This window comes from Oceanispirochaeta sp. M1, assembly GCF_003346715.1.
Classification (GTDB): domain Bacteria; phylum Spirochaetota; class Spirochaetia; order DSM-2461; family DSM-2461; genus Oceanispirochaeta.
Genome location: NZ_QQPQ01000005.1, coordinates 125,959 through 151,000, shown reverse-complemented (window position 1 = coordinate 151,000; position 25,042 = coordinate 125,959). Strand labels below are relative to the sequence as shown.

The window sequence follows — 25,042 nt, the reverse complement described above, 5'->3', positions numbered from 1 at the left end:
TTAACCCTTCTGGGGTTAAGCCTGTAATTACTGAGTTAAATATTTTAGAAGACTATTTTCAGAACGTCTTTAATGGTTTCCACGGGATAGAATTTAATCCCTTTACGGATATGTTCGGGAATCTCATCAAGGTCCCTCTCATTCTGTTTGGGAATGATAATTTCCTTCATCTTGTTGCGCCTTGCAGCAATTGTTTTCTCTTTCAGTCCGCCGATGGGCAGAACCTTACCGGTCAGTGACAGCTCGCCTGTCATGGCCAGGTTCTTCTTCATCACCTTACCCATAGCCAGTGACAACAGTGCGGTTGCCATGGTTATTCCGGCAGAGGGACCATCCTTTGGTGTGGCACCTTCTGGTATATGGAGGTGGATGACATTCTTTTCAAAGAACTCCTGTTTTATCCCGTATTCAGCTGCAATCTGTTTTACATGGCTGTACGCGATGCTGGCGGATTCTTTCATTACATCCCCCATCTGACCTGTCAGCTGAAGGCCTCCCTTACCGGGGACACTGATGGCTTCGATGATCAGGGTATCTCCGCCCATACTTGTCCAGGCAAGGCCCACCGACATACCGGGTAGGGTTACTTTTTTAATCTCATCATCTCTGAAAATCGGTTTCTTCAGATAATCTTCCAGATTGACTGTTGTTATACGGATGGGGAGTTCTTCTGTCCCCATTACTATTTTCCGGGCAGCCTTACGATGAATCTTATCAAGGGATTTTTCAAATGTTCTTACACCTGCTTCCCGGGCATAACCGTCCACAATGCTTCTCAGTGCTGTTTTGTTATAGATTATCTGACCCTTTTTAAGACCATGTTTTTTCAGGGACTTAGGGATCAGGTATCTTTTGGCAATCTCAATCTTCTCATCAGTGATATATCCCGAGAGTCTGATTATCTCCATTCTGTCCAGAAGGGGACGGGGAATGGAGTCCAGAGTATTGGCTGTGGCAATAAAAAGTATGTGGGACAGATCGTAAGGGAGGTCGAGGTAATGATCACGGAAGGCTATATTCTGCTCGGGGTCCAGTACTTCCAGTAGAGCCGATGAAGGATCTCCCTGATAGGATTGTCCCAGTTTGTCTATCTCATCGATCATAAATACAGGGGCCTTGTTTTTGACAATCTTCAATCCCTGAATAATTTTACCGGGCATGGCGCCCACATATGTACGGCGGTGACCCTTTATTTCGGCTTCATCCCTCATTCCACCTACGGAGAAACGGAAGAATTCTCTTCCCAGAGCCCTGGCTATAGATTTACCGATTGAAGTCTTACCGACTCCCGGAGGTCCCACCAGTACGATTATCGACCCTTTGGTATCTGCTTTAAGTTTCCTTACTGCAAGGTATTCAATAATTCTCTCTTTAATATCTTCCAGACCGTAGTGGTCCTGGTTCAGAATCTTTTCACCCTTTACTATATCGATGACATCGGGTTCGGGATCTTCCCAGGGGAGATTTACAATGGTTTCAAGATAGTTTCTGGTGACAATATATTCTGAAGAGGAGGGGTCCATCAGAGAAAATTTCTCCATTTCCCGGTCCACCTGCTCCTTGATTTCACCTTCGAAGTCAAGTTTATCCAGCATCTCCTTGAACTTGAGGTATTCGCTGGATTTGGAATCCACCGGTTCGCCCAGTTCTTTTTTAATGGCCTTGATCTCTTCCCTCAGGAAATATTCTCTCTGGCTCTTTTCGATCTTTTCGTTGATCTGTGTGGCTATCTTTTTCTGAATTCTGAGGAGATCCTGCTCTTTCTTGATGTAGACCAGAACCTGTTCCATTCTGGCTCTTACATCGAGCTGTTCCAGAATCAGCTGCTGCTGTTTTCTGTCAATATTAAGTATGGAGGTGATAAAGTCGGCAATCTTACCGGGATTATCGATATTTACCATATTCAGACGCATCTCTTCTGAGAAGAGAGGATTGTCTTCTGATATCTGCTTCATCTCTGAAATGACTGAGCGGGTCAGAGCCTTGAGCTCATCTTTCTGTTCGCTTTCGATGATGTCGTCCAGATATTCCACCGCTGCAATCAGAGGGGCATCGCTTGTGAAAAATTTTCTGATCTTAAAGCGCTTTACTGTGGAGATAAATATATTGACCCCGCCGTCGGGCAGGTTAATTTTCTTAACTATTTTTGCGGCTGTTCCCACCTGGTAGATATCTTCGGGACCCGTGGCATTCTCATCTTCCTCTTTTAAAAGAATAAGACCGATGACCTTATCGTTATCCATGGCCTGATTCACAATATCAATATCATCATTGGAGGTGATCATGATGGGAGTGAAGATTCCCGGGAAAATTGGTTTTCCAAGGAGGGGCACTATGAATAATTTATTTGGCAATGCCTGTTCCGCAACAATAATCTCTTTTTCTGACATGTATAACCTCTATTTTCTTATCCTGCTTCTATTCAGAATCTTTTACTGATATATATACAACTGTATCAGAGATAGATAGAAGAGTATTCCTATAGAATTTAAAATTTCAGGCCCTTAAAGGCAAGACATTTCTCTCTTTTCCACAATGAAGCTTTTCCCTATACTGAAAGGGGAGTCTGAATGAATCGTCATATTAAAGAAAATTACATCCCTCTAAAAGCCTCCGACCTTGGAGAGAGCCATAAACTGGTTCTGGTTCTGACTCCCGAACAGGGGTTGATCAGAGCTGCTGTTTTCGGCGCAAAGGGGAAAAAAGGCGGGCCCAAACGGATATTAATTCAGCCCTTTTCTCTCTGCCGGGGAGATTTCTATTACGATCCCGTTAAAAAGCTATGGCGTCTGGATGAGGGAGAATCTCTTGAGAGCCGCGACTCCTTTCATCTGTATCTGAACAGATATTATGCCGCTCTGTTCTGGGCCGATCTGATTATTCAGAGTCATGCCGGCGGAGGCAGCCGTGATTTCTTTCTTATGTCCCGGGATTATTTCAAATCACTTGATGATGCTGAAGATACTCAGATTCCACGGATTTTCCTGAAGGCTCTCTGGGGTTATCTGGAATTTGAAGGAATTCGTCCAGATCTTTCCACTTGTTCCCGCTGCGGCAGAAAGGCCCCGGCCAGAAAGGCAGTCTGCTATTCCTCTGAGGGACAGACTGTCTGCTCGGACTGCAGGATGAATACGCTGCCGGTTCTCAGTGCCCGGGGGCGGAGTATGCTGGAGTCGGGTTTTGAGTCCGGTGAAGAACTGGACCCTCATACCGCAGAAGAGCTCTCTTCATACCTCCTCTCCGTATTGAAATCATTATTCCGTATAAAGATGGATAAAAATTCGTTAAAAATTATTCTGAAATAAAAAAGCTGTAATTGTTTAAATATATCTGTGTTAATATAATTCCTGGAGTTAAAAATAGTAATTACTGGTGAAAAAATGAAAAAAACACACAAACGTTTCAGAGGCACCCTTGCCTTTACCCTCAATCTTTATTTCCTTGTCTTTTTGACAATGATTTTCGGCGTTCTAGGGTATTTTATCAGACAGACCGCCTATTCCCTGATTATGAAGGAGCAGAAGGCAAATCTGGTTCGTCTGTCAGACTCCATTACGGATATGCTGGCACTGCAGATTGACAGTGTTGGTGAGCTCGCCTATGCCCATTCAATAAATCCTGTTTTTGCGGAGAGTCTGACCCGGGGTGATTTTTACAAAGTGGATACGGCATTGATGAAGCTGAAGAAACAGAATGATTTCTTTGAGGCTGTTTATCTTATGGATGAAAAAGGAAAAGTCATCGGAACAACAGATCAGAGACTGAGAAATCAGGATTATTCCAATACAGATTATTTCTTTGAAACAATGAAGACCACTGAGCATTTTCGTATTGAATCGGTAATCCTGAAGGCGGGTGTTACAGCTTATCCTTCATCTATGATTACCGCTCCGATTCATTATAACGGTGCAACCGTAGGTATACTTGTCATATCCATGAATATGCAGAAATTCGGTGATGAACTGATAGTCAGCAGGAAAATTGGAGACACAGGCTTTCCTTATGTCATAGACAGCAAAGGTGTTGTGTTTATTCATCCGGAGCCAGAGTATCTTTTTTACAATTCCTTTCGATGGGACTTTATTAATGAGGTCCGGGAGAGTGGGGAAGAGAAGATCTATCACCCCTACAGTTTTAATGGTGTGGAGAGACAGGCAGCATTTGTATGGATGGACAATCCCCACTGGCTTGTGGTCACAACTATTGAGGATAGTGAAGTCTTTATGATTTCGTCGAAGATCACTCAGGTGTTGATTCTCCTTTTTATTGCTGCTGATGTTTTTCTTGTTTTCTTTCTCGGTTTTGTTGTAAGACGCAAAATTACAAGCCGGCTTCTTCCTCTTGAAGTTCTGATGGGACAGGCCTCCGAAGGTATTCTGACGGACAGGGGAGAATCAAAGGGAAATGATGAAGTAAGCAGTATTACAAAGAGCTATAACGATCTTATTGAATCCCTGGGCAGCTTTTTTACAGGACTCAACATCAGAATGACAGATATGGATTCGGGTGGTACGGACCTTGCCGCAAATATGGAAGAGACTGCCGCGTCTGTTCATCAAATTAAAGCTAATATCAACAGTTCAATGAAACAGATCCGGACTCAGGATGAGAGTGTCAAGGAAACAGCAAGTGCTGTGACTCGGCTTGACGGCAATATAGCATCCCTTGAGCAGTCAATTGACCGGCAGGGAGTCAGTGTTCTGGATTCTTCCTCTTCAGTTGAAGAGCTTATTGCTCAGATTTCCGCTATTTCCAAATCCACCTCTGAGGCCAGAGAATGTATGGACGAACTGGTCTCTGCTTCCCGGACAGGTAAGGAAAAACTGGATCAGGTAGGCTCACTGGTAGATGAAATTTCGGAAGGTTCTCATAAGCTGGAAGATGCCAACAAACTTATCTCCAACATTGCTGCTCAGACAAACCTGCTGGCAATGAATGCAGCCATAGAAGCCGCCCATGCAGGGGACAGGGGCCGGGGATTCGCGGTTGTTGCCGATGAGATCAGAAAACTCGCCGAACAGTCCTCCAGGCGTTCAAAAGAGGTGAAAGAGTCTATTTCTCTGATCAATACAGGTATCATGGATATTGTAAAAGGCTCACAGGAATCGGGTTCTTCATTTGAAGTTGTTCAGAACGGAATCGGCAGAATGAACAGGATTACCGGAGAGATCCGTTCGTCCATGGAAGAGCAGGCCGCAGGAGGACAGGATGTCCTTGGATCTCTGGAAGATATGAAGCGTATTGCCCTGGAGGTAAAGGATCAATCTCAGGAGATGACAAAGGGGAATGAGCTTATAAAGGGTTCAGTAAATACCCTCAGTGACATCAGTATTCAGGTTCTTCAGGCTATGGAGGAGATCAATAACGGTATTAGCGAGATCAACCATTCAGTGGATAATATTTCATCTTTGTCAGAAAAAAACAGAGATAATATTGAAGCCGTCAGGACGGATGCATCAAAATATAGTGTATGATCAGGCTTTTTCTGGCCCTTCCTCTTTCTGAGGGAGAGGCTCAGGTTTTATGGAATAAATGGGAACCCTCCCGTTTCTCCTCTCCCCGCATCCGCTGGACTCCGGCGGATCAATATCACATCACAGTCCTATTCTTTGGAGACCTTGAGAAGTCTGAAATCCCCGTGATTTGTGCTCAGATGGATGAGGCCGCCCGGCTGTATTCTTCTCTTAAAGTAAAAACAGACGGACCCGGACAATTTCCTTTTAAGGGCCACCCCCGTGTATTTATAGAGCATCTTATAGAACAGGGGGCGACTGCTCAGGGGCAGCTCAGTTCGCTGCAGCATTATCTTTACTTGAATCTGAAAGACAGATATAAACTGGGAAATCGCAGGTTCAGGCCTCATATTACAACGGCTCGTATCGGGGGGAATCCAAAAAATACGGTTATTGATTTATTTAATGGGGAGAGCGGATTTTACGTTTCCGATGAAATAAGCTTTACTCTGGAGAATCTTGTACTGTTTGAATCTGTTCTGAGACCTGATGGCGCCGTCTACAGCCCGCTGTACAGCGTGAAACTTTAGGGCTGACAGAACATGCCGTTTAGGAGTATTTTAATAAGAGACAATTCATCGGGATAATGCCGGGATAATACAAAGAAGTAATCCCATCAGATAAATGTATCAGGGAAGGGAGTCGTCATGCGAACAGCAGATATCATTATGAAAAAACGTAACGGCGGAAAGTTGTCGGAAGAGGAGCTCCGTTTCTTTATCAATGGCTATGTCTCGGGGGACGTTCCCGATTATCAGGCCTCTGCCTGGCTTATGGCAGTCTATTTTCAGGGTATGGATGCGGAAGAGACAGGACTTTTGACCAGACTGATGATGGAATCCGGAAAAGTTATGGATCTCAGTGATCTCAAAGGCCCCCTGGTTGATAAACATTCAACCGGTGGAGTGGGGGATAAAACATCTCTCATTCTGGCTCCTCTCGCTGCAGCCTGCGGGGCGCAGATTCCCATGATGAGTGGAAGGGCTCTGGGCCACACCGGCGGGACCCTTGATAAACTGGAATCTGTCAAAGGATATAATATCTCTGCCTCAGAGCATGATTTAAAGCGTATAATCCGGGTGGCAGGTTATGCTGTTATAGGGCAGACTGCCGAGGTTGTCCCTGCGGACCGTAAGATGTATGCACTCCGTGATGTTACCTCTACGGTGGAATCCATTCCCCTTATCACTGCCAGTATCTTAAGTAAAAAACTGGCGGAGGGTGCGGATTCTCTTGTGTTTGATGTGAAATGCGGGTCCGGAGCCTTCATGAAAACCCTGGAGCAGGCTGAAATCCTGGCAGAGTCCCTGGTCAGAACCGGAGAGAGCATGGGGCGGAAAGTCATCGCCCTGATAACTGCCATGGAAGAACCTCTCGGTCGGATGGTGGGGAATTTCCTCGAGGTGGAAGAATCCTGGAACTGTCTTAAGGGAGAGGGTGCTGCCGATCTGATGGAAGTGACATTGGCTCTCTGTTCCCGGATGCTTATGGCCTCGGGGATCTGCAGAGATTCTGAAGAAGCCCTTGTACTCTGTCAGAAAAAAATTGATTCCGGGGAAGGTGCCGATTTTTTCAAAAAAAATATGGAAGCTCAAGGCGCTGACTGGGATTGGTTTATAAAAAGCTGCGGCAGCTGGAGAGCTCCTGTTAAGGGTGAATTCCGGGCTGCAAGTGACGGTTATATCAGCGAAATAAATGCTTTTCAGACGGGTATGTGTGCTCTGGGTCTGGGAGTCGGTCGAAACAAGGCAGATGATCCGGTTCAGCCTCATACGGGTATCCATTTTCTGAAAAAACGGGGAGATGATGTAAAAAAGGGTGATACAGTCTGTGAAATATTCGCTGTAGATGAAAAGGATGCTGAGAAGGCCCTTTTATCCCTTGAATCCATCGTTTCCATCAGTCAGGAAGAGCTGAAATCCTCTTCCCTTATACTTAAAGAACTTGGAGCCTGATAAAAATATAATGAAATGGACTAAAAAAGCTATCGATAATCAGCCGGTGCGGGATCTGGCCGGGCGGACCGGCATGGATCTGCTGCAGGCGTCTATACTGCTGCGGAGAGGTTTTTCTCTTCAGGAAAGCCGCTTCTTCTGTGAAGATGATCTGCGCTATCTGCATAACCCCTTCCTCTTTCGTCATATGGTGGATGTGGTGGACCGTATTCATACGGCTGCTGAGGAAGAGGAACATGTTCTTATCTGCGGTGACAGGGATGTTGACGGCATCACCTCTACCGTCCTTCTGTATGAAGCATTGAAGGAAGCCGGAATCACGGCGGAGTGGAAAGTGCCCACAGGTGAGGATGCCTACGGTCTCAGTCCCGAAGTTCTCAGGGATTTTTCTTCCCGGGACGGTACTCTTGTCTTCTGTGTAGACTGCGGAATCTCCGATTTTGAAGAGATCAGTCTGGCAGGAGAGTTAGGGATAGATGTCATTGTTCTTGATCATCATAATCCCCGGGGGGATGAACTTCCCGATGCTCTGTGTATTATCAACCCTAAGGTGAAAGAGGATAATTATCCATTTGAGGGGCTGGCAGGCTGTGCTGTTGTATCCAAACTGATCTGGGCTCTCTGTTTTGCCCGTACCGAACTCTATAACCAGGGATACTGTTTCTTCTATATAAACAGTGAAGAGGAGCAGCTGGAAATTTACCAGTATGTCAATCTTGTAGAGACCGGTAGAAAAAGTTATTCCCTGAATGAGGCTCTTCCCCTGGAGGCACTATCAGAAACACTCAGAGGCTGGCCTCTTTTTACATACGATCTACCCGGACAGAAGGCTGCCCTTGATCAGCTTTTCGGAAGCTCTGCGGATCTCCATCTTACGGATATCGCAATTCAGATCTGTCAGGATTTTCCCTCTCTCCAGGGAATGAATTTTCAAACATTACGTGATAAAAGCCGTCTGGCAAGATACAGTGAATCTGTTCCGGATAACGGGGAGGCTTTTCTCCATCTGTTTTCCGGCCTGATGCTTAAGCGTTACAGTAAATCCTTTGAGTCCTATGACCGTTGTCTGGATCTTGTAGCTCTGGGAACTCTGGCTGATCTGATGCCTCTGGTTGATGAAAACAGAATTGCAGTAAAGCGGGGAGTACCCCTGCTGACTAAGGCTGTAAGGCCCGGTCTGCGGGAGTTGTTTATAAGGCAGCGTCTCTTAGGGAAGACTCTGGAGAGTCATGATATCTCCTGGTCAATTTCCCCCTGGATAAACTCTTCAGGACGGATGGGGCAGGCCGATAAGGCTGTTGAGCTCTTTATTACCGAAGATGAGACCTTAAGATCCAGCCTTGCAGATGAACTTCATGATCTTAATCAGGAACGTAAAAAACTGGGAGACTCTCTCTGGGAGTCTGCTCTCGAGGAGAGCCGGCAGAGTATGGAAGACCTGGATAATAAGCTGACTCTAGTCCGCTCCCAGGAAATTCCCCGTGGAATAACCGGAATTCTTGCTGCTAAAATGGTGAATACATTTTCTGTACCTTCACTTATATTATCCCGCCAGGGAGACGGCAGTCTGTCGGGTTCTATCAGAAGTCCCAGGGGTTGTCCTATTCAGGATCTTCTGAAGTATCACTCAGCACTGTTTACGGATTACGGCGGGCATGACTGTGCGGCGGGATTCAGTATGGAAGGAGATAAGGAGAATGAATTTCTCCGGATGCTTAAGAAATACTGTAAGGGTTGGAAGCCGGAAATCTCAGAAGATATTCCCCAGGTTGATGCCGAGATCCCTGCTGAATATCTGAAACCTGAACTCTGGGATATGGTGAGCCGTCTGGGCCCATACGGTGAAGGATTCAGACCATTGATCTTCTTCAGCAAGGATATTCTGATAGAAAAATCAGAATTGATAGGAAAGGAACCGCAGAATCATTTAAAATTTTTATTGAGTACTGAAATCAGTAAGTTTCCTGCACTCTACTGGAATGCGGCAGAGAAATTTCAGGAATTCATGCATCCTGACAACAGGGTCAATCTGCTGTATCATGTAAGCCGCAACAGTTATATGAACAGGGAAACCCTTCAGATTACAGTGTTAGATATGGAGCCGGCAAATTGAAAAAGCGAATAATCCTCAGAATCCTGATCTTGTTTTTTATCTGCTCCCTGAGCATCAATCTGAATGCGGAAAGTCTCCTTTCAACACCTCATGCCTTTCCAGGGGATATTCTGACGGCCGTTGTGTATCAGGGTAGTGATGAAGATGAGATTCTTTTTATGCTCAAGGATGAGAAAGGGGTTGTCCGCTCGAATGCACCGGGGCTTCACTTTGAGATGGAAGAAGTTCCCGGAAACAGTTATATCGGCTTATTGGGGCTGAACTCAGATCTGAAAGCCGGCAATTACAAACTCAGAGCGGAAATCAGAAACTCAGGGGGACTTTCAGTTTATGAACGTCCTGTTCTTATCCGTTCACGAGATTTCAAAACAGAAGATATACCACTGAATCAGGAGATGACAAGTCTTCGGACTGATGACTCTGAAGAACGGAGGGATCAGGCCAGGCGTTTATGGGCACTTTTGAATAGACGCTCTGAAGCTGCTGTCCACTCGAAAGGTGTATTTTTATCACCTGTTAAAGAATTCATAATGACTTCCTGGTATGGAGATAGAAGGACTTATGTTTATACAGGAGGGGAAAAGGCCTCCTCCCTTCATAACGGCATAGATATGGCCGCCGATACGGGTACCGAGATCCTTACTCCTCTGGAAGGAACAGTCGTTATGGTGGAAGACAGAATTATAACCGGAAATACGGTAGTTCTGGAGCATCTGCCCGGGGTTTATTCACTCTATTATCATATGGACAGTGTAAATGTGAAGCTTGGAGATATGGTTTCACAGGGTGATTTTCTGGGTACTGTAGGGAGCACAGGACTGGTGACCGGACCCCATCTACACTGGGAGTTCCGTGTAAACACAATTCCTGTTGACCCGGAGAGATATCTTTCCCGTCCCCTTATTGACAAAGATGAAATATTGACCATAATAAACGATACTAAAGAACGATCCTAAAGAACAAGGGAGGTGATTTAATATCGCCAACATAAGAATTAGTGATGACGAGCCCCTAGAAAAGGCAATCAAAAGGTTCAAGCGTATGGTGGAAAAAGAAGGAATTATCCGCGAATGGAAAAAACGTGAATACTTCGAAAAACCCTCCACGATCAAAAACCGGAAGAAAAAAGCCATGATCAGAAAACAGGCTAAGAAACTCAGAAAAACTGAGACTACCCGGAGATAATCACTTAAAAAATTATGAGGCTGTTTCATTTATTTGAATCAGCCTCTTTTTTTCATTGGTGTTACTCTCTTTTCCTAGCTGTCTTTCCATGTTAGAATGTGCCCATGATTCAGTGGCTGCAGTATATAATAATCGTCCTTGGAATTGCTGGTTTATCCACTCTGGCCGGAGTGTATAGAATGCGTCGGAATAGAGAACAGCAAAAAAACCTTTCTTTAAACAGCACATTACAGAAACTTATAAGTCAGGATCAGTATGAGTATTATCTCATCGATGTCCGCTCTGAAGCTGAATACCGGAAGGGTCATATTCCCACAGCCATAAATGTTCCCTATGGTCTGCTCGGTACTTTTCTACCTACAGATAAACTTTTTACCAATATGGTCGTTTACGGCCGTTCTCCTCTGCAGTCCTCCCGGGCGGCGGCTATTCTCAGTGATGCGGGTTATTTCAATGTGACCAGTTTCGGGCCTATCTTCAAATGGAGAGGACCCGTAAGCCGAGGGAAGAGCGGGGGAAATGACAAAAAATCAGAAGATTCCAGCAGCTCCTCTCCCGCCTGAACTTAATACTGTTTCCTTCATCCGGGAGCCTCCTTAAAATTAATGCTGTCCTCACTCTTTAAAGATTATTATATTTGTACTATTCCCTTCGGCCTTATGCCCGGGAACAAGATAGGAGACATTAATGTCAGAACACAAGTATCCCTCTGCCTTCGAACTGCTTTCTGTGGATGAACTGGATGAGTACAGAGGCAAAGGTTATTTCTATAAACATAAAGTCACCGGATGTGAGATCTATCATGTCCATAATGATGATGAGGAGAATGTTTTCTCCTTTAACTTCCGTACACCCCCTTCAGACAGCAGCGGTGTGGCCCATATTCTGGAGCATTCTGTTTTATGCGGTTCCAGAAACTTCCCCGTAAAAGATCCCTTTCTTTCGATGATGAAAGGGAGTGTAAATACTTTTCTCAATGCCATGACCTATCCGGACAAGACTCTATATCCTGCAGCCAGCGTTCTGGAAAAGGATTTTTTCAATCTGATGGATGTCTATGGTGATGCTGTATTCTTTCCTCAGCTTAAGGAAGAGGTCTTCCGTCAGGAGGGGCATCGCCTGGAACTGGATGATCAGGGCAGGCTTGTCAGAACAGGTATTGTCTATAATGAGATGAAGGGAAATTACTCTTCACAAGAGGGAATCGCCTCTGAGTGGTCCATCAGGTCCCTTTTTCCGGATAACACATACAGTGTGGATTCAGGAGGAGATCCTGACTTTATTCACACACTCAGTTATGAAGACTTTGTTGATTTTCACAGCCGCTGGTATCACCCCTCCAATTGCCGTATTTTTCTCTATGGGAATATACCTTCTGAAAAGACTCTGAACTTTATTGAAGACCGTTTTCTTAAGGAGTTCAGCAGGAAGGAAATAGCATCGGATGTTGCTTTTCAGAAGTCCTGGGAGAGCCCGAGGGTCCTTGAGGAAACATGGCCTCTGGGAGAAGGGGACAGTACCGAGGGGAAAAGTACCATCAGCATGAACTGGAAGATCTTCGGTCATGGTGATCCGGTACGTCAGCAGAGTATGTCCATACTGACAGAGATGCTTATCGGAAATGCAGGAGCTCCTCTTTACAAGGCACTCCTTGAATCCGGTCTGGGTGATGATCTGTCCCCTGTGAGCGGTGTTGATTATGATCTGAATGAAGGCGTTTTTACAGTAGCCCTCCGTGGAACTGATCCTGATAATGCGGAAGCCCTGAAGGAGCTTGTCTTTAAAACTCTCAGTGATCTTGCAGAGAAGGGTTTTGATGAAGACCTGAAAGAGAGCTGCCTGCGTCTTGTGGAATTCCGTGAGCGGGAGATCAAGGGGGGCGGTCCCTTTGGAATGAGGCTGTTGAGAAAGGTGCTTAAAGGCTGGAACTATGGTTTTAACCCTGAGCAATCCATCCGTTTTGCTCCTGTGATGGAGGAGATCAGAAAGCTATCTGAAAAACCTGCCTATTTTGAGTCGATTCTGAAGGAATGGATTCTTGAAAACAGTCACTGGTCCCTCGTAACTGTCCGTCCCGACACACAGAGCCAAAGCCGTCAGGAAAAGGCACTCCGGGACGAACTGGATGCTCTGCAAAGCTCTTACTCCAAAGATGATACCAAGGCAATGGAAGAGAAGAACAAGGCTCTTGAAGCCTTTCAGAATATGGAAGATACGGGAGAGGTTCCCTTTCTTCATAAATCGGATATCCCGGTTAAAGTTAAAAATCTTCCATTTGAAAAACTTTCCAGCTCTCAGGGAACTGTTCTGGGGCAGGGGGTATTTACTAACGGCATCCTCTATAACGATATGGCTTTTTCGCTCAAGGATCTGGATTCCAGGTATTATCCCTATCTTCCCCTGTTTTCCAAACTTCTGGCCGGATGCGGGCTGCCGGGAATCTCCTATGATGTTGTGACCCGTGAACTCGCCCTTAAAACAGGCGGTTTTGGCGCTAATCTTGAAGCTGGTCATAAAGTAGGGGATGCCTCTGATGAAAAGCCCGAAGTTTTTCTCTACATCCGTCTGAAGATGCTTGAAGGACAGAGACAGGAGGCCCTCGATCTGGCTTCATCACTTCTCCTCAATGCCGATTTTGACAACCTTGTCCGTATGGAGCAGATATTGGTTGAACTCTGGAATGATCTGAAATCATCTCTGGTTCCGGGAGGACACTCTTATGTCCTCATACGGGGCTGCAGCCGTTTCAGCAGTTCTGCCATGCTTGAAGATCAGATGTTCGGCATCAGTCAGATTCAGTTTCTCGAAAAACTGCTCAGCCATAAGGAAAGACTCCCCGAACTCTCCGCTCTGATGAATGAACTGAGATCCAGAATATTCTGCAGCAGTAATCTGACTGTCAGTCTCACAATGGATGATAAGGCTGTGGATGCTCACAGAGAGAGTATGATTGAATTCTGGATGGAAAAACTTCCTGTATCTCCTGTTTCAGGTCCCATCAGTTCTGCTCTGGCAGATGATATTGAAATGCCTTCAGGAGCTCCGGATCTAACCATTGCCGAAGGGCTCAGCATTTCCACATCAGTGGGGTTTGTCGGCAAGGCTGTGAGAGGAAGCTCTCTGGCGGATAAAGAGCATGCCTCAGATTCTCTTCTCAGTCATCTTTTAAAAACCGGTCCCCTCTGGGAGAAAATCAGGATGAAGGGTGGTGCCTACGGTGCTTTCAGTCATCTCTCCGGCCTGGACAGAATATTCTCATTTGCGACATACAGGGACCCCGAAATAGAGAAGTCTCTTGATGCTTTTAAGGAGAGTATTGAGGAATATCTTGAGTTCAGTGATGAGGAAGAGTTGGAAAAAGCTCTTATTTCAGTAGTCGGTAAGGAGATGAAACCACTCTGCCCCTCAGAAAAGAGCATGATCGTACTAAAACGTTATCTCTATGATATCAATGACAAGCTGCGCCAGGATAAACGGGACAGTCTTATGAACTGCAGTCCTGCAGAGATCCGCAACTCCGGTAAAATTCTCTTATCCCGATGGGATGAAGATGCAGTCACAGTTATGGCACATCCGGATAAGCTGGATTCGGCATCAGCTGCTTTTCCCGGATTTAAGGAAAACAGGGTGGTACTGCCCCAGTAAATTAATAAGAATAATAAGTTCAAAAAAGACGGCGGTCCGAAGGTTTTCCTGATGCCAGAATATCAGATTGATAATCAGCATCAGCAGCCAGAGGACCTGCTGAACTTTCCAGAAAATAAAGAAGTTTTTCATCCGGTTTCTTATAAGTGAGACCGCAGGAATAATATAAAAAGGGTGTATCAGCAGAATATTGATATTCTGCCGGGCTACATCATGATCTGTGAAGAATGTGATAAAGTAGAAAAGCAGTCCAAACAGTGAAACTGCCGTCATTATTACGGTAAAGCTTATTTTTCCGCTTATTACAGCAGCCCGTGAGGATGACCCGCTCATCCACTGCAGAATAAGAAACAGAACTCCTGCAGCAAGGCCGAAGAAGAGTGCCTCGAATCCGTTTGAAGGTACCTTATCAGGTATTACTCTCGGAGAGCTGGACTCTGCAATCACAGCTTTCTCTAAAACAACACTCTCTGTTACTCCATCTAAATCAACGGTCAGTTCATCCAGCTGCCTCATAAGCTCATCAGGAAGGAACATTGTATCCCAGTAGGTAATCCCTTCATCTATGCTTCGTCCCTGAAGCATAGAGAGGAGCCAGTCCGGGAAAAAACTATGGCTTGTCCGGCTTCTGAACATTGTACGATAGCTTTCGCCGGAAGGGATACTGCTGACAGTCTTTAGCTGTCCGTCCAGGGCCTTGTTGATTATATCTCTGGGCCTTGTCGAACAGTTATCCCGGTAATGGTGGTAAAGATAGGTATTATTTTCAGGGAGTGTATTTTTTTCCAGGTTGTCTCTCATCTCCCTGATTTTATCCTGGGGTATATTGAGCTGCTGAACAGTTACATCCCGGTTTTCACGTACTATGAAGTTCAGGTAGGCATTTCCGGAGACTCCGATCTTCAGATAGATAAGCCGGCCCATGGCAAAGTTTTTATAGAAGCTTTCCGATTCAAATGAAAAGTTTCCGAAGTCGTAAAAACGGCTTTCATCTCCCTCTTCAATGATAATCCCCGTATGGCCGAACCATGAATATAGAGCCTCACCGGGACCAACTGTCAGTAGATAGCAGTTCATTTTTTCTTCTCCTGCAAGGGGGAGCAGCATAGTAAGTAGAAACAGCAGAATGAGTGAAAAACGTCTCAAATCGAACCTCCGAGGCATAAAATGGGCCTTACAACGGTATAATATTATTCCAAGGACCCTATTTTATCCAGCGTTTTGCAAAATTCTATTTAATTGATTTGTAAAAACGTGATAGAATAGGCATCAACAAATTGGCATAAGGAGCGATTTTATGGCTGAAAAAGAAACCCTGGTGGTATCATCAAAGGTTAAGAACTACATCAAAGGTAATGGGGATCTTAAATGTTCCGCAAAAGTAATTGATGTACTGTCAGACAAAATCAGAGAAATGTGTGACGCTGCAATCGAAAATGCAAAAAACGATAAAAGAAAAACAGTTCAAGAAAAAGATTTCTAAGAAAAGTTTCTCTTAGAATCAATTAAATGCTGCCCTTTTCCGGGGCAGCTTTTTTTTGGACTTTTTTTGGACTAAATCTGCTCAAGCCAGAGGCAGGGCCGTACTTTATCATCCACTGTCACAGCACTGGAAAACAAGAGAAAAGCTAAGAATCATGCCCGACCTGAGGTATGACCTTTACTATTCCTTGTAGACAAATAAATAACCCCGCCGGATAATTTAAATATAAACAGGGCTGTACCCGGCCTTGAACCGCGGGAGTTACAATAATGTCTCATTCAATAAGTACCACAGTACGTAGAAAAGATGCCGTTGCAAAGGCTTCGGGAGTCACCGAATATCTGTCGGACCAGTTTCTCCATTCTCCCCTTCATGCAAAATGTTATTACTCTTCCATCGCGAGAGGACAAATAATTTCGAGAATACTTCCTGATCTGCCGGAGGATTATTTCATCATCGGTGCCGATGATATTCCCGGAAAAAACAACCTTCATATGATAATTGAGGACTGGCCTGTCTTTGCAGATAAGGATGTCCGTTATTTAGGACAGATTGTCTATCTGGTAATCGGTCCGGACAAGGCGAAGGTTCTTGAGCTTCATTCTCAGATTAAGATTGAATATAAAGAGGATACTCCCTGTTATACTCTTGAGGATTCAATGACTCTTGTGGGTGGAGCACAGCATGAGGATGACAATGTTTATACCCGCTATGATATCCATCACGGAAATATTGAAGTTCCCTTTGAAAAGGCTCACCGGATTCTTGAAAAAGAGTACTACACCGGGTATCAGGAACATGTTTATATGGAACCCCAGAGTATGTTCGCATACTGGGAGGATGATTCCTTTGTACTTCATGCTTCGGCGCAGTGTCCCTTCTATATCCGGAAATCCCTGGTAGGTGCCCTGGGGATGGAGCCTGAGAAAATCAGGATTATTCAAAGTACCACGGGGGGCGCCTTCGGAGGGAAAGAACACTTTCCTGATGTTCTGGCGGGTCCACTGGCAGTGGCTGTCTATAAGATAAGAAAACCCATTAAACTGGTTCTGGACAGAAAGGAGGATCTTGCCTATTCCATTAAAAGGCATCCCTCGTCAGTTAATATCAGAACGGCAGTTGATAAAAAAGGAAAAATCCTGGCCCATGATATTGATCTGCGTCTTGATGGAGGTGCTTTTTCAAGCTGCTCAGCCGTTGTACTTGCACGAGCCGTTTTTACGATTTCCAATGTTTACAATTTTCCCAATGTGAAAGTCTGTGGAAGAGCTTACTGCACAAACAAGGTTCCTTCTGATGCATTCAGGGGATTCGGTGCACCCCAGGCGGTTTTCGCCATTGAGTCTCATATGAACTATCTGGCCTATGAATTGGCAGTAAATCCTCTTGAGTTCAGACAGCCCTACCTGCTGAAACAGGGATCCCCGACAATCACCGACGGAGTGGTTCATGAAAAGGTCATGCTTCCTGAGATGACAAAACGGGCTCTCGAGATGTCAGGATATAAAGAAAAATTTGAAGAGTATAAGAATGTTCCGGGTAAAGGGATCGGATTTTCCTACTTCCTCCATGGATGCGGTTTTACCGGAAACGGTGAGAGAGACCTTATCAAGGCCCGGATTTATCTGAAGAAGGATGAGAGTGATCAGGTCTTTATCTATGCTTCCAATGTGGAGATGGGCCAGGGGCTGAGCACAACTTTCTGTAAAGTAGCAGCTAAATCTCTGGATATCCCCCTGGAGCAGGTTGATTATGTCGGCCCTGATACATCCATTGTTCCTGACTCCGGACCAACCGTTGCCTCCCGTTCTATTTCTGTGGTCGGTTTTCTGGTGCAGAAAGCAGCAGAGAGGCTGAAGGAGGAGTGGGTCTCCGGTGAGGCACAGTCAATCACTCAGGATTATTCTCCGCCCGAAGGTATGGTTGAGTGGGATCAGGATGCCCTCAAGGGTGATGCCTATCCCGCCTACAGCTGGGGTGTGAATATTGTAGAGGTTGAAGTAGATCCTCTGACCTGCGAAGTTGACACAAAGGGGATCTGGGGTGTCTATGAAGTGGGTGTTCCCATTGACCGCCAGATTGTTGAAGGACAGATTATCGGCGGAATGGTGCAAGCCCTGGGATACAGTCACCTGGAAAAACTTGAATGTGTTGACGGCCGCTTTAAACAGGCGACCATGGCCGATTATATGATTCCAACCAGTATGGATTTTCCCTCCACACAGAGTGATATTGTGGATAATCCTTTTGAATACGGAGCTTTCGGTGCCAAAGGGGCCGGAGAGATGGTGTTTGACGGAGCAGCTCCCGCTTTCGGAGCGGCTGTTTCTCAGGCGGTAGATGCAATAATTGACGAGGTCCCGGTATTACCGGAAACCCTGATGGAGCTGACAGATGAAGGACAATAAAATAGAGTTTACGGTAAACGGAGAGAATAAAATTTACGACGGTGATCCTCTTCGCCGGCTGTTGGATGTTCTGCGGGAAGACTATGAGATGCCTGGAGCAAAAGAAGGCTGCGGAGAGGGTGAATGCGGTGCCTGCAGTATTCTTCTGGACGGTAAACTGGTTAACAGCTGTGTTGTCGCCATGGGAACCATACAGGGAAAGGAAGTGATGACTATTGAAGGTCTCAAAGAGAATGAGCGGGGTAAGTGTATTGTCGAAGCCTTTGCCGATGCAGGAGCTGTTCAGTGCGGTTTTTGTACACCCGGTATGGTTATGGCTTCAGAGGCTCTCCTCAGACAGAATCCTAAACCCGATGAACAGGCCATTCGCAAAGGAATCTCCGGAAACCTCTGCCGTTGTACCGGTTATGATCAGATTGTGGATGCAGTTAAAATGGCCTCAGAAAGAGGGGATGGACTATGGTAGATTTTTATTATCCTGAATCAGTGGATGAAGCCCTTGTTTTAAGAGCCGAGCATCATGCTATACCTCTGGCGGGTGGAACAGATCTTATGGTCCGATATGAGAACTGGAGCAGTCTTCCTGCAAATATTCCCGGATCTGTAATGTCAGTGCAGCAGCTGAAAGATCTGCACTATATAAGAGAAGAAGAGGGATATCTTTGTATCGGCGGAGCTCTGCCTCTCAACTCTGTTATCGAGGATGAAAGAATCCCCCGCTGTCTGGCCCTGGCTCTGGATGAAATTGCCGCTCCCTCACTGAGGAACCTGGCGACACTTGCGGGCAATATTCAGAATGCTTCTCCAGCTGCCGATTCCATCCCTCCTCTTTTGATTATGGATGCGGAAGTGAATCTGATTTCTCAGAATGGCAGCCGGATTGTGTCTATACGGGATTTTATTACGGGTCCCGGTAAGACAGATTTGAAAGATAATGAACTGATTGAATCAGTCCGTATCCCTCTCGATTTTATTAAGAAAGAAAAGCAGGGTATCCTGAGTTATAGAAAAGTCGGAACAAGAAAGGCCAACGCCCTTTCCAAGCTCTCTGTCTGTTTCTGGGCGGAGTGTGAAGACGGCCGTTTAAAGGATATCCGTATGGCCCTGGGTGCCGTTGCAGCCACTGTTGTCCGTCTAAAGGATGCCGAAGATAAACTAAAGGGTGTCAGCCTGGATGAACTGGGTTCTGTGTGGAAAGATGTGCGCCTTGAATTTGAAAAGGCCGTCCGGCCCATAGATGATCAGCGTTCAACTGCCTTCTATCGGAAACGTACGGCCCTCAAGTTATTGGATGCCTTTATTCAGCAGGCTTCTGATTCGTCAGTGTCCTGATCTTTCTGAGCATCCTTTGCATCCTGTCCTGAAAGGGCAATTGCCAGCTGGTCGGGACAGGATGTCCCTTTTCCATAGCAGTTGATCCCTTTCAGTCTGGCTATGACATCTTCTCTCTTCATCCCTTCAACCAGGGCTTTAACAGCCTGCAGGTTGCCGGGACAGCCCATTTTAAAATCAAGCGATGTTACCCGATCGTCCTCAAGGACGATACTGATTTTCTTGGAGCAGGTCCCTTCCGGGGTATACTCGATTTTTTCCATAATTATTATATTTTCCTCATTACTTTTTATATTGGCGTTATAATAATCACCAAGACCATACAGGATCAACAGAGAAATATGTCATATGGTAAATCTTTTCAAATATCTGTTCTGTCAGGCAGGGCTGGTCACAAGCTGCGCTTGCTGCTCGCCCATGCTGCCGGGGGCTGGTCACAAGCTGCGCTTGCTGCTCGCCCATGCTGCCGGGGGCTGGTCACAAGCTGCGCTTGCTGCTCGCCCATGCTACCCGGGACTGTTCATGCCTTCAAAGACCTTGTAGAGCCCCTGAGTTCCCATGTCTTGGAGACCCTGAGCCATGGCAGCAGTATAGAACTGGTTGGCCATGGCAAGACCGGGTAGAGAGAGATTCATGGCCTGAGCTTCTTTGAGTGCTATCCCCATATCTTTGACAAAATGCTTGATAAAGAAACCGGGATCAAAATTTCCATCGGCAATACGGCGTCCAAGATTGTTTATGGACCAGGATGCAGCTGCACCGCTTCCGATAACATCAATGATCTCATTCATATCCATTCCGGCCTTATGCCCGTAAAGCAGTGATTCAACAACACCGATCATATTTGTGGCAATCAGAATCTGGTTGCACATCTTTGTATGCTGACCGGCTCCGGCGGCACCCATAAGTTTTATATTTTTTCCGAAGGCTTCCATCAGGGGAAGGACCGTATCAAATACATTCTTATCCCCGCCGCACATGATAGCCAGGGTTCCGTTTCTGGCTCCCAGATCTCCGCCTGAGACGGGTGCATCAATTGAACCTACGTTCACGGCAGCAGCTTTCTCTGCAATTTTAACAGCCAGTGAAGGTTCGCTGGTGGTCATATCTACAATGACAGCACCCTTTTTTGCATTATCAAGGACTCCGTTTTCACCGAGAATGACGGTTTCCACATCCTTCGGATATCCTACAATTGTAAAAATAACATCTGCACCTGATGCAGCCTCTCCCGGTGAATCACACCACTTTGCCCCTGCGGCAATTAGATCGTCTGCCTTGGATTTTGTTCTGTTATAGACAGATATTTCATAACCCTTATCCATAAGGTGAAGACACATGGAACGTCCCATGACTCCTGTACCAATCCAGGCGATATTCTTTATATTCATTTATTCCTCCGGCTGTAATTTTTTAAAAATAGAACTAATCAATATTTATACTATTGGAGATTATCAGCTAATTCAATATGATAAGCCTGAGACGGCGCTAATATTGGATTGGTTTTGCCGTAATTATCTTAAGGAGTGTCAGATGGATAACGAGCATGATGACAAGATGATCAATCTGGACAGCCGGATAATGTATCTTGAGGACAGTATACAGCAGATGAGTCTTCAGCTTATGAAGAAAGATCGTCTTATAGAGATAATGCAGCTTAAAATAGCAAGCCTTGAAGATAAACTTAAGGATATGGATGAGAGGAAGATGAACCGTGCCTCAGCTGATGCTTCTGAGGAACGGCCTCCCCATTATTGATTTAGAGATTCGAAATATACCAGGCATACAGGGCTTTGACCCTGTTATAGAATGAGTTGTTCGCCTTCTCTCTGAAGGCTTTTATATTTAATGTATCCGCTGCTGTTATTCCATAAAACAATAGTCCCTCATCCGTCGGCATGGCTAGAAGGTGGATCTGCATCTTCTCCGGATTTATTGCTTTCAAAAATCCCTTATAGTACATGGGAGTCTGGTTGATAATGACAGACCAGATTACCGGGGAGTCATAGATATACTCCATCTCAGACTCATGTTTACCGAAACTCTTATCTTTTTGATGGATAAAGATGCTGTCACTCGCAGGAATGGTGCTGACAATGGGGTCATCCATCATTTTATTTTTAGATTTCAGATCGGGAATCATCCAGGATTCCACAAAAAGATCGCGCATTTCGCCACGGGATGCAGAATAGTACTGTGTCCCTTCAAGAGTGCTTACGGATCGCAGTATATTATAGAGTTTCAGTTTTACTTTTTCAGGATCTGCATTATAGGCATCAACATCAAAATCTTTGAACAGGAATAGACCTTCTATTCCCATATTCAGATCATTTTCCAGGGTTTTTTTTCTCAGATCATCACTCAGGTCCACAGGAGGCAGGAGGAGGGGGTCAAATGTAGAAAAATGGAAACGGGTCAGTTCTCCGTCATTGAGGAGAGTTGTTTTATCGTCACGGCTGAGGAATGATGTCAGCTCATCGAAGGATAAAAGATCACTGTCCGCGGAAAGGGGCAGTACGGCCAGTATCATTAGTGTTAAAAGTATTGAGATCGTTCTTTTCATGTCCACAATATAACTAATAATTAAAAGGATTTCCCGGAAAAAATCTTAGTTAATCCAAAAAATCACATAAATCACAACTTAGGCACACTTTGTTATAAGATTTGACATTTATTCCGGGATGATCTAATTTGGTGTTTTAGAACACAATTTATTATTATTGAAGCAACAAATGTTGAATCAGGGCTCAAAGCGCCCGGGGATCAGGTCATGAAACTGGAAGTAGACAGAAGTATCAGCATTCCACCCTACCAGCAGATCGTCAGACAGCTGCGGGAAAGCATAACCAGAGGCGATATCGCCGATAATGATCCTATTCCATCAGCCAGGGAAATTGTATCTATTACCGGAGTCTCCCTGGCAACTGCCCAGCGTGTTCTTAATGAACTCAAAAATGAGGGTCTGATCTACAGCCTCCCGGGAAAGGGGAGTTTTATCTCTCCCAGAGAGGACAGCGGACTCAAGGCCATACACATCTTTCTTCCATCAACCAGGCTCTCCTTTTTTATGGAAATCCTGAATGGAATCTATGAAGCCCTGGCCGAAAAATCCATTGAAATTAAAATGCACAGTCTCAATACTGATAAACTGGTGTGGGACTGGAAAACCATAGAGGACCTGGAAGAGGCTGTTAAGTGCCAGGACGGGGTCATCTTTATTGAAGAGGCCTTTGACTCGGTACGTACCGCCTGTTTGCGGGCCGCCAGGCAAATTCCCTTTGTTACTATTGAATGGCAGCTTGACGGTGCCTGTGCTGTTATTAATGATTATGAGCACTCTACCGCTGAAGTTGTACGCTATCTTGCTCAGGAGAAGAACTGCAGCTCTCTGCTGGTCCTCAAGGGCCGGGATTATCAATACAATGCCAATCTCAAGCTGTCCGGGATTAAGAAAGCTTCCGCCGAAGCAGGATGGAAGGAAGGGGAGTCTCTCTTTTTCCTGGATACTGACTTTGACGCCTATTCAGGGTATCAATCAGTCTCTGCATTTCTGCAGGAACATTCTGCCCCCGCCGCTATTTTCTGCGCCAATGATTATGAAGCCATCGGTGTTGTCGGTGCTCTGACTGAGAATGGACTTCTTCCCGGACGTGACGTACAGCTTATCGGCTATGGTGATATGACAGATAAAACAACGATCTATTTTCCCCTGACAACTGTAAAACAAAATCTGGAAGAGATGGGCCGTCAGGCTGTGGAGATGGTCTTGCATATGGCCGGAAAAAAAGAAAATCCCCTTCAGAAGATCGTTGCCACCGAATTTATTCGCCGCAAGACCTGATTTATACTATTTCCTTTCACGTAAATAAAATATTTAAGTTTATACAGCTCTTTTTCCTGATTTCCAATCCAGAGTTCTATTGATTATATACTCATTGAAATTCTTTATGTTGACAGATTTTTAAATGGTATGTAAAATACCTTAAAACGTTTACAGAAATATTACAGTAAGAGAAAAATATATGAATAAAAGAACAAAAATAACATTTATGGGAGCAGGCAGCACAATCTTTGTAAAAAATGTGATTGGGGATGCTCTCTTGTTTGAAAGTCTGAAAGATGCCGAAATCTCCCTTTATGATATTAATGCACAGCGTCTTGAAGAATCAGGAATACTTATCGAATCCTTGAACCGCAGCCTCAATGATGGGAGGGCATCTGTCCGTACTTATTTGGGGGAAGCTAAAAGAAAGGAAGCACTGGCACAGGCTGATTTTGTCTTTAATGCCATACAGGTCGGCGGTTATGATCCTGCTACAATTGCCGACTTTGAGATTCCACGGAAATATGGTCTCCGTCAGACAATTGCCGACACCATAGGCATCGGTGGGATTTTCAGAGGACTCAGAACCATCCCTGTTATGCTGGATTTTGTCCGTGACATGGAAGAAGTCTGCCCTGATGCATTACTGCTGAATTATACCAATCCCATGAGTATCGTCACCGGTGCTGTACAGAAAGTTTCAACAATTCAAACTGTGGGACTCTGTCATTCCGTACAGGTCTGTGCCTCTCATCTCCTTGAGGAGTTGGGTATGAAGGCAAATGACCTCAGATGGAAGATCGCCGGGATCAATCACATGGCCTGGCTTCTGGATATCCGGGATGGCAGTAAAGATCTTTATCCTGAAATAAAAGCAAGGGCTGAGAAGAAAAACAGGGATGAGACCCATGACGATATGATCCGATTTGAGATGATGAAATATTTCGGATATTACATCACAGAATCCTCAGAGCATTTCAGCGAATATACTCCATACTGGATCAGATCCGGATCCCCCGAGTTTATTGAAGATTTCAACATTCCTCTGGATGAATATCCACGGCGTTGTATCACTCAGATTGAAGAATGGAATGAACGAAGGAGTGAACTCCTGAGCGGCAAAACCCCTGAGCATCTGAAAACCTCAGAATATGGGGCCGACATAATGAATGCCGTTCTTACAGACCAGGCCATATGTATTCATGGGAATGTTCTGAACAAAAAGAATTATATTACAAATCTTCCCGCTGAAGCAGTTGTCGAAGTCCCCTGTCTTATCGATGGAAACGGTATCCAGCCGGTAGAATCGGGAGCACTTCCTGTACAGTGTGCTGCCCTGAATCAGAGCAATATAAATGTTCACCTCACAACAATTGAAGCCGCTCTTACCCGGAAAAAGGAGACAGTGTACCAGGCTGCTCTTCTGGACCCTCATACATCTGCGGAGCTGCCACCGGAGAAAATCATTGATCTCTGTGACGAGCTCTTCGATGCTCATAGGCCCTGGATGCCTGAGTATCAGTAATTAAGTATTCTACCGGGTATATTTCGACCCGGTGAAGATAATCCGGTTTAACCGGAAAAA

21 protein-coding genes are annotated in these 25,042 nt (G+C 45.2%); 16 read left to right on the top strand and 5 right to left on the bottom strand.

Going from position 1 to position 25,042, the window contains the following annotated elements; translation table 11 throughout:
- Positions 1–44: 44 nt before the first annotated feature.
- Positions 45–2,390 (bottom strand): endopeptidase La, encoded by a 2,346-nt coding sequence (gene lon / locus DV872_RS04835; protein WP_114628728.1) that lies wholly within the window; start codon positions 2,388–2,390, stop codon positions 45–47.
- 180 nt (positions 2,391–2,570) lie between these two features.
- Between lon and recO the strand changes: the two genes are divergently transcribed.
- The 9 genes from recO (at position 2,571) to DV872_RS04790 (ending at position 14,411) form a co-directional block, all read left to right on the top strand.
- Positions 2,571–3,305: a DNA repair protein RecO gene (gene recO / locus DV872_RS04830; RefSeq protein WP_114628727.1), complete on the top strand. Its 735-nt coding sequence runs from the start codon at positions 2,571–2,573 to the stop codon at positions 3,303–3,305.
- 75 nt (positions 3,306–3,380) lie between these two features.
- Positions 3,381–5,474 carry a methyl-accepting chemotaxis protein gene (locus tag DV872_RS04825; RefSeq protein ID WP_114628726.1) on the top strand — a complete coding sequence of 698 codons (2,094 nt, stop codon included), beginning with the start codon at positions 3,381–3,383 and terminating at the stop codon, positions 5,472–5,474.
- Positions 5,471–6,043: an RNA 2',3'-cyclic phosphodiesterase gene (thpR, locus tag DV872_RS04820; protein WP_114628725.1), complete on the top strand. Its 573-nt coding sequence runs from the start codon at positions 5,471–5,473 to the stop codon at positions 6,041–6,043. Before DV872_RS04825 ends, thpR begins: the two co-directional genes overlap by 4 nt.
- Before the next feature lie 117 nt (positions 6,044–6,160).
- Positions 6,161–7,468 carry a thymidine phosphorylase gene (locus DV872_RS04815; RefSeq protein WP_114628724.1) on the top strand — a complete coding sequence of 436 codons (1,308 nt, stop codon included), beginning with the start codon at positions 6,161–6,163 and terminating at the stop codon, positions 7,466–7,468.
- Positions 7,458–9,581 (top strand): single-stranded-DNA-specific exonuclease RecJ, encoded by a 2,124-nt coding sequence (recJ, locus tag DV872_RS04810; protein WP_114628723.1) that lies wholly within the window; start codon positions 7,458–7,460, stop codon positions 9,579–9,581. The genes DV872_RS04815 and recJ overlap by 11 nt, the downstream gene beginning before the upstream one ends.
- On the top strand, positions 9,578–10,537 hold the full coding sequence (locus DV872_RS04805; protein ID WP_114628722.1) for a M23 family metallopeptidase: 960 nt from the start codon (positions 9,578–9,580) through the stop codon (positions 10,535–10,537). Before recJ ends, DV872_RS04805 begins: the two co-directional genes overlap by 4 nt.
- A gap of 22 nt (positions 10,538–10,559) precedes the next feature.
- On the top strand, positions 10,560–10,766 hold the full coding sequence (gene rpsU, locus DV872_RS04800; RefSeq protein ID WP_114628721.1) for a 30S ribosomal protein S21: 207 nt from the start codon (positions 10,560–10,562) through the stop codon (positions 10,764–10,766).
- Between the two features lie 104 nt (positions 10,767–10,870).
- Positions 10,871–11,329 (top strand): rhodanese-like domain-containing protein, encoded by a 459-nt coding sequence (locus DV872_RS04795; protein WP_114628720.1) that lies wholly within the window; start codon positions 10,871–10,873, stop codon positions 11,327–11,329.
- A 124-nt stretch (positions 11,330–11,453) separates the two neighbouring features.
- Complete coding sequence (locus DV872_RS04790) at positions 11,454–14,411, top strand: insulinase family protein (RefSeq protein WP_114628719.1); 2,958 nt, start codon at positions 11,454–11,456, stop codon at positions 14,409–14,411.
- Here DV872_RS04790 and DV872_RS04785 read toward each other — a convergent pair.
- Complete coding sequence (locus DV872_RS04785) at positions 14,361–15,557, bottom strand: DUF4105 domain-containing protein (protein WP_158546837.1); 1,197 nt, start codon at positions 15,555–15,557, stop codon at positions 14,361–14,363. The two genes, DV872_RS04790 and DV872_RS04785, sit on opposite strands and share 51 nt — an antisense overlap.
- Positions 15,558–15,708: 151 nt before the next feature.
- Between DV872_RS04785 and DV872_RS04780 the strand changes: the two genes are divergently transcribed.
- The 4 genes from DV872_RS04780 to DV872_RS04765 all read left to right on the top strand — a co-directional run bounded on the left by DV872_RS04780 (position 15,709) and on the right by DV872_RS04765 (position 19,634).
- Positions 15,709–15,894, top strand: coding sequence for a histone-like protein (locus DV872_RS04780; protein WP_114628717.1), 186 nt, complete (start codon positions 15,709–15,711; stop codon positions 15,892–15,894).
- 269 nt (positions 15,895–16,163) lie between these two features.
- Complete coding sequence (locus DV872_RS04775) at positions 16,164–18,302, top strand: xanthine dehydrogenase family protein molybdopterin-binding subunit (protein WP_114628716.1); 2,139 nt, start codon at positions 16,164–16,166, stop codon at positions 18,300–18,302.
- Complete coding sequence (locus tag DV872_RS04770; protein ID WP_114628715.1) at positions 18,289–18,768, top strand: (2Fe-2S)-binding protein; 480 nt, start codon at positions 18,289–18,291, stop codon at positions 18,766–18,768. Before DV872_RS04775 ends, DV872_RS04770 begins: the two co-directional genes overlap by 14 nt.
- Positions 18,762–19,634 (top strand): xanthine dehydrogenase family protein subunit M, encoded by an 873-nt coding sequence (locus DV872_RS04765; RefSeq protein WP_114628714.1) that lies wholly within the window; start codon positions 18,762–18,764, stop codon positions 19,632–19,634. Before DV872_RS04770 ends, DV872_RS04765 begins: the two co-directional genes overlap by 7 nt.
- Here DV872_RS04765 and DV872_RS04760 read toward each other — a convergent pair.
- Both DV872_RS04760 and DV872_RS04755 read right to left on the bottom strand, forming a co-directional pair.
- On the bottom strand, positions 19,604–19,897 hold the full coding sequence (locus tag DV872_RS04760; protein WP_114628782.1) for a TIGR03905 family TSCPD domain-containing protein: 294 nt from the start codon (positions 19,895–19,897) through the stop codon (positions 19,604–19,606). The two genes, DV872_RS04765 and DV872_RS04760, sit on opposite strands and share 31 nt — an antisense overlap.
- Positions 19,898–20,140: 243 nt before the next feature.
- Positions 20,141–21,025 carry an NAD(P)-dependent oxidoreductase gene (locus tag DV872_RS04755; RefSeq protein ID WP_171832054.1) on the bottom strand — a complete coding sequence of 295 codons (885 nt, stop codon included), beginning with the start codon at positions 21,023–21,025 and terminating at the stop codon, positions 20,141–20,143.
- 142 nt (positions 21,026–21,167) lie between these two features.
- On the opposite strand from DV872_RS04755, the gene DV872_RS26485 reads away from it, so the two are divergent.
- Positions 21,168–21,392 carry a SlyX family protein gene (locus DV872_RS26485; protein WP_158546836.1) on the top strand — a complete coding sequence of 75 codons (225 nt, stop codon included), beginning with the start codon at positions 21,168–21,170 and terminating at the stop codon, positions 21,390–21,392.
- A 1-nt stretch (position 21,393) separates the two neighbouring features.
- Here DV872_RS26485 and DV872_RS04745 read toward each other — a convergent pair whose 3' ends face one another.
- The gene (locus DV872_RS04745) at positions 21,394–22,197 is read right to left on the bottom strand and encodes a DUF6675 family protein (protein ID WP_147283098.1); all 804 of its coding nucleotides are present in this window, start codon (positions 22,195–22,197) and stop codon (positions 21,394–21,396) included.
- Positions 22,198–22,404: 207 nt separating this feature from the next.
- Between DV872_RS04745 and DV872_RS04740 the strand changes: the two genes are divergently transcribed.
- The gene (locus DV872_RS04740) at positions 22,405–23,475 is read left to right on the top strand and encodes a GntR family transcriptional regulator (protein ID WP_114628711.1); all 1,071 of its coding nucleotides are present in this window, start codon (positions 22,405–22,407) and stop codon (positions 23,473–23,475) included.
- A 181-nt stretch (positions 23,476–23,656) separates the two neighbouring features.
- On the top strand, positions 23,657–24,982 hold the full coding sequence (locus DV872_RS04735; protein ID WP_114628710.1) for an alpha-glucosidase/alpha-galactosidase: 1,326 nt from the start codon (positions 23,657–23,659) through the stop codon (positions 24,980–24,982).
- Positions 24,983–25,042 lie beyond the last annotated feature (60 nt).

Bases quoted from the DNA above. Each gene is read 5' to 3' on its own strand.
- lon (WP_114628728.1), bottom strand. From the start codon at position 2,390: ATGTCAGAAAAAGAGATTATTGTTGCGGAACAGGCATTGCCAAATAAA.
- recO (WP_114628727.1), top strand. From the start codon at position 2,571: ATGAATCGTCATATTAAAGAAAATTACATCCCTCTAAAAGCCTCCGAC.
- DV872_RS04825 (WP_114628726.1), top strand. From the start codon at position 3,381: ATGAAAAAAACACACAAACGTTTCAGAGGCACCCTTGCCTTTACCCTC.
- thpR (WP_114628725.1), top strand. From the start codon at position 5,471: ATGATCAGGCTTTTTCTGGCCCTTCCTCTTTCTGAGGGAGAGGCTCAG.
- DV872_RS04815 (WP_114628724.1), top strand. From the start codon at position 6,161: ATGCGAACAGCAGATATCATTATGAAAAAACGTAACGGCGGAAAGTTG.
- DV872_RS04795 (WP_114628720.1), top strand. From the start codon at position 10,871: ATGATTCAGTGGCTGCAGTATATAATAATCGTCCTTGGAATTGCTGGT.
- DV872_RS04790 (WP_114628719.1), top strand. From the start codon at position 11,454: ATGTCAGAACACAAGTATCCCTCTGCCTTCGAACTGCTTTCTGTGGAT.
- DV872_RS04780 (WP_114628717.1), top strand. From the start codon at position 15,709: ATGGCTGAAAAAGAAACCCTGGTGGTATCATCAAAGGTTAAGAACTAC.
- DV872_RS04775 (WP_114628716.1), top strand. From the start codon at position 16,164: ATGTCTCATTCAATAAGTACCACAGTACGTAGAAAAGATGCCGTTGCA.
- DV872_RS04770 (WP_114628715.1), top strand. From the start codon at position 18,289: ATGAAGGACAATAAAATAGAGTTTACGGTAAACGGAGAGAATAAAATT.
- DV872_RS04765 (WP_114628714.1), top strand. From the start codon at position 18,762: ATGGTAGATTTTTATTATCCTGAATCAGTGGATGAAGCCCTTGTTTTA.
- DV872_RS04760 (WP_114628782.1), bottom strand. From the start codon at position 19,897: ATGGAAAAAATCGAGTATACCCCGGAAGGGACCTGCTCCAAGAAAATC.
- DV872_RS04755 (WP_171832054.1), bottom strand. From the start codon at position 21,025: ATGAATATAAAGAATATCGCCTGGATTGGTACAGGAGTCATGGGACGT.
- DV872_RS26485 (WP_158546836.1), top strand. From the start codon at position 21,168: ATGGATAACGAGCATGATGACAAGATGATCAATCTGGACAGCCGGATA.
- DV872_RS04745 (WP_147283098.1), bottom strand. From the start codon at position 22,197: ATGAAAAGAACGATCTCAATACTTTTAACACTAATGATACTGGCCGTA.
- DV872_RS04740 (WP_114628711.1), top strand. From the start codon at position 22,405: ATGAAACTGGAAGTAGACAGAAGTATCAGCATTCCACCCTACCAGCAG.
- DV872_RS04735 (WP_114628710.1), top strand. From the start codon at position 23,657: ATGAATAAAAGAACAAAAATAACATTTATGGGAGCAGGCAGCACAATC.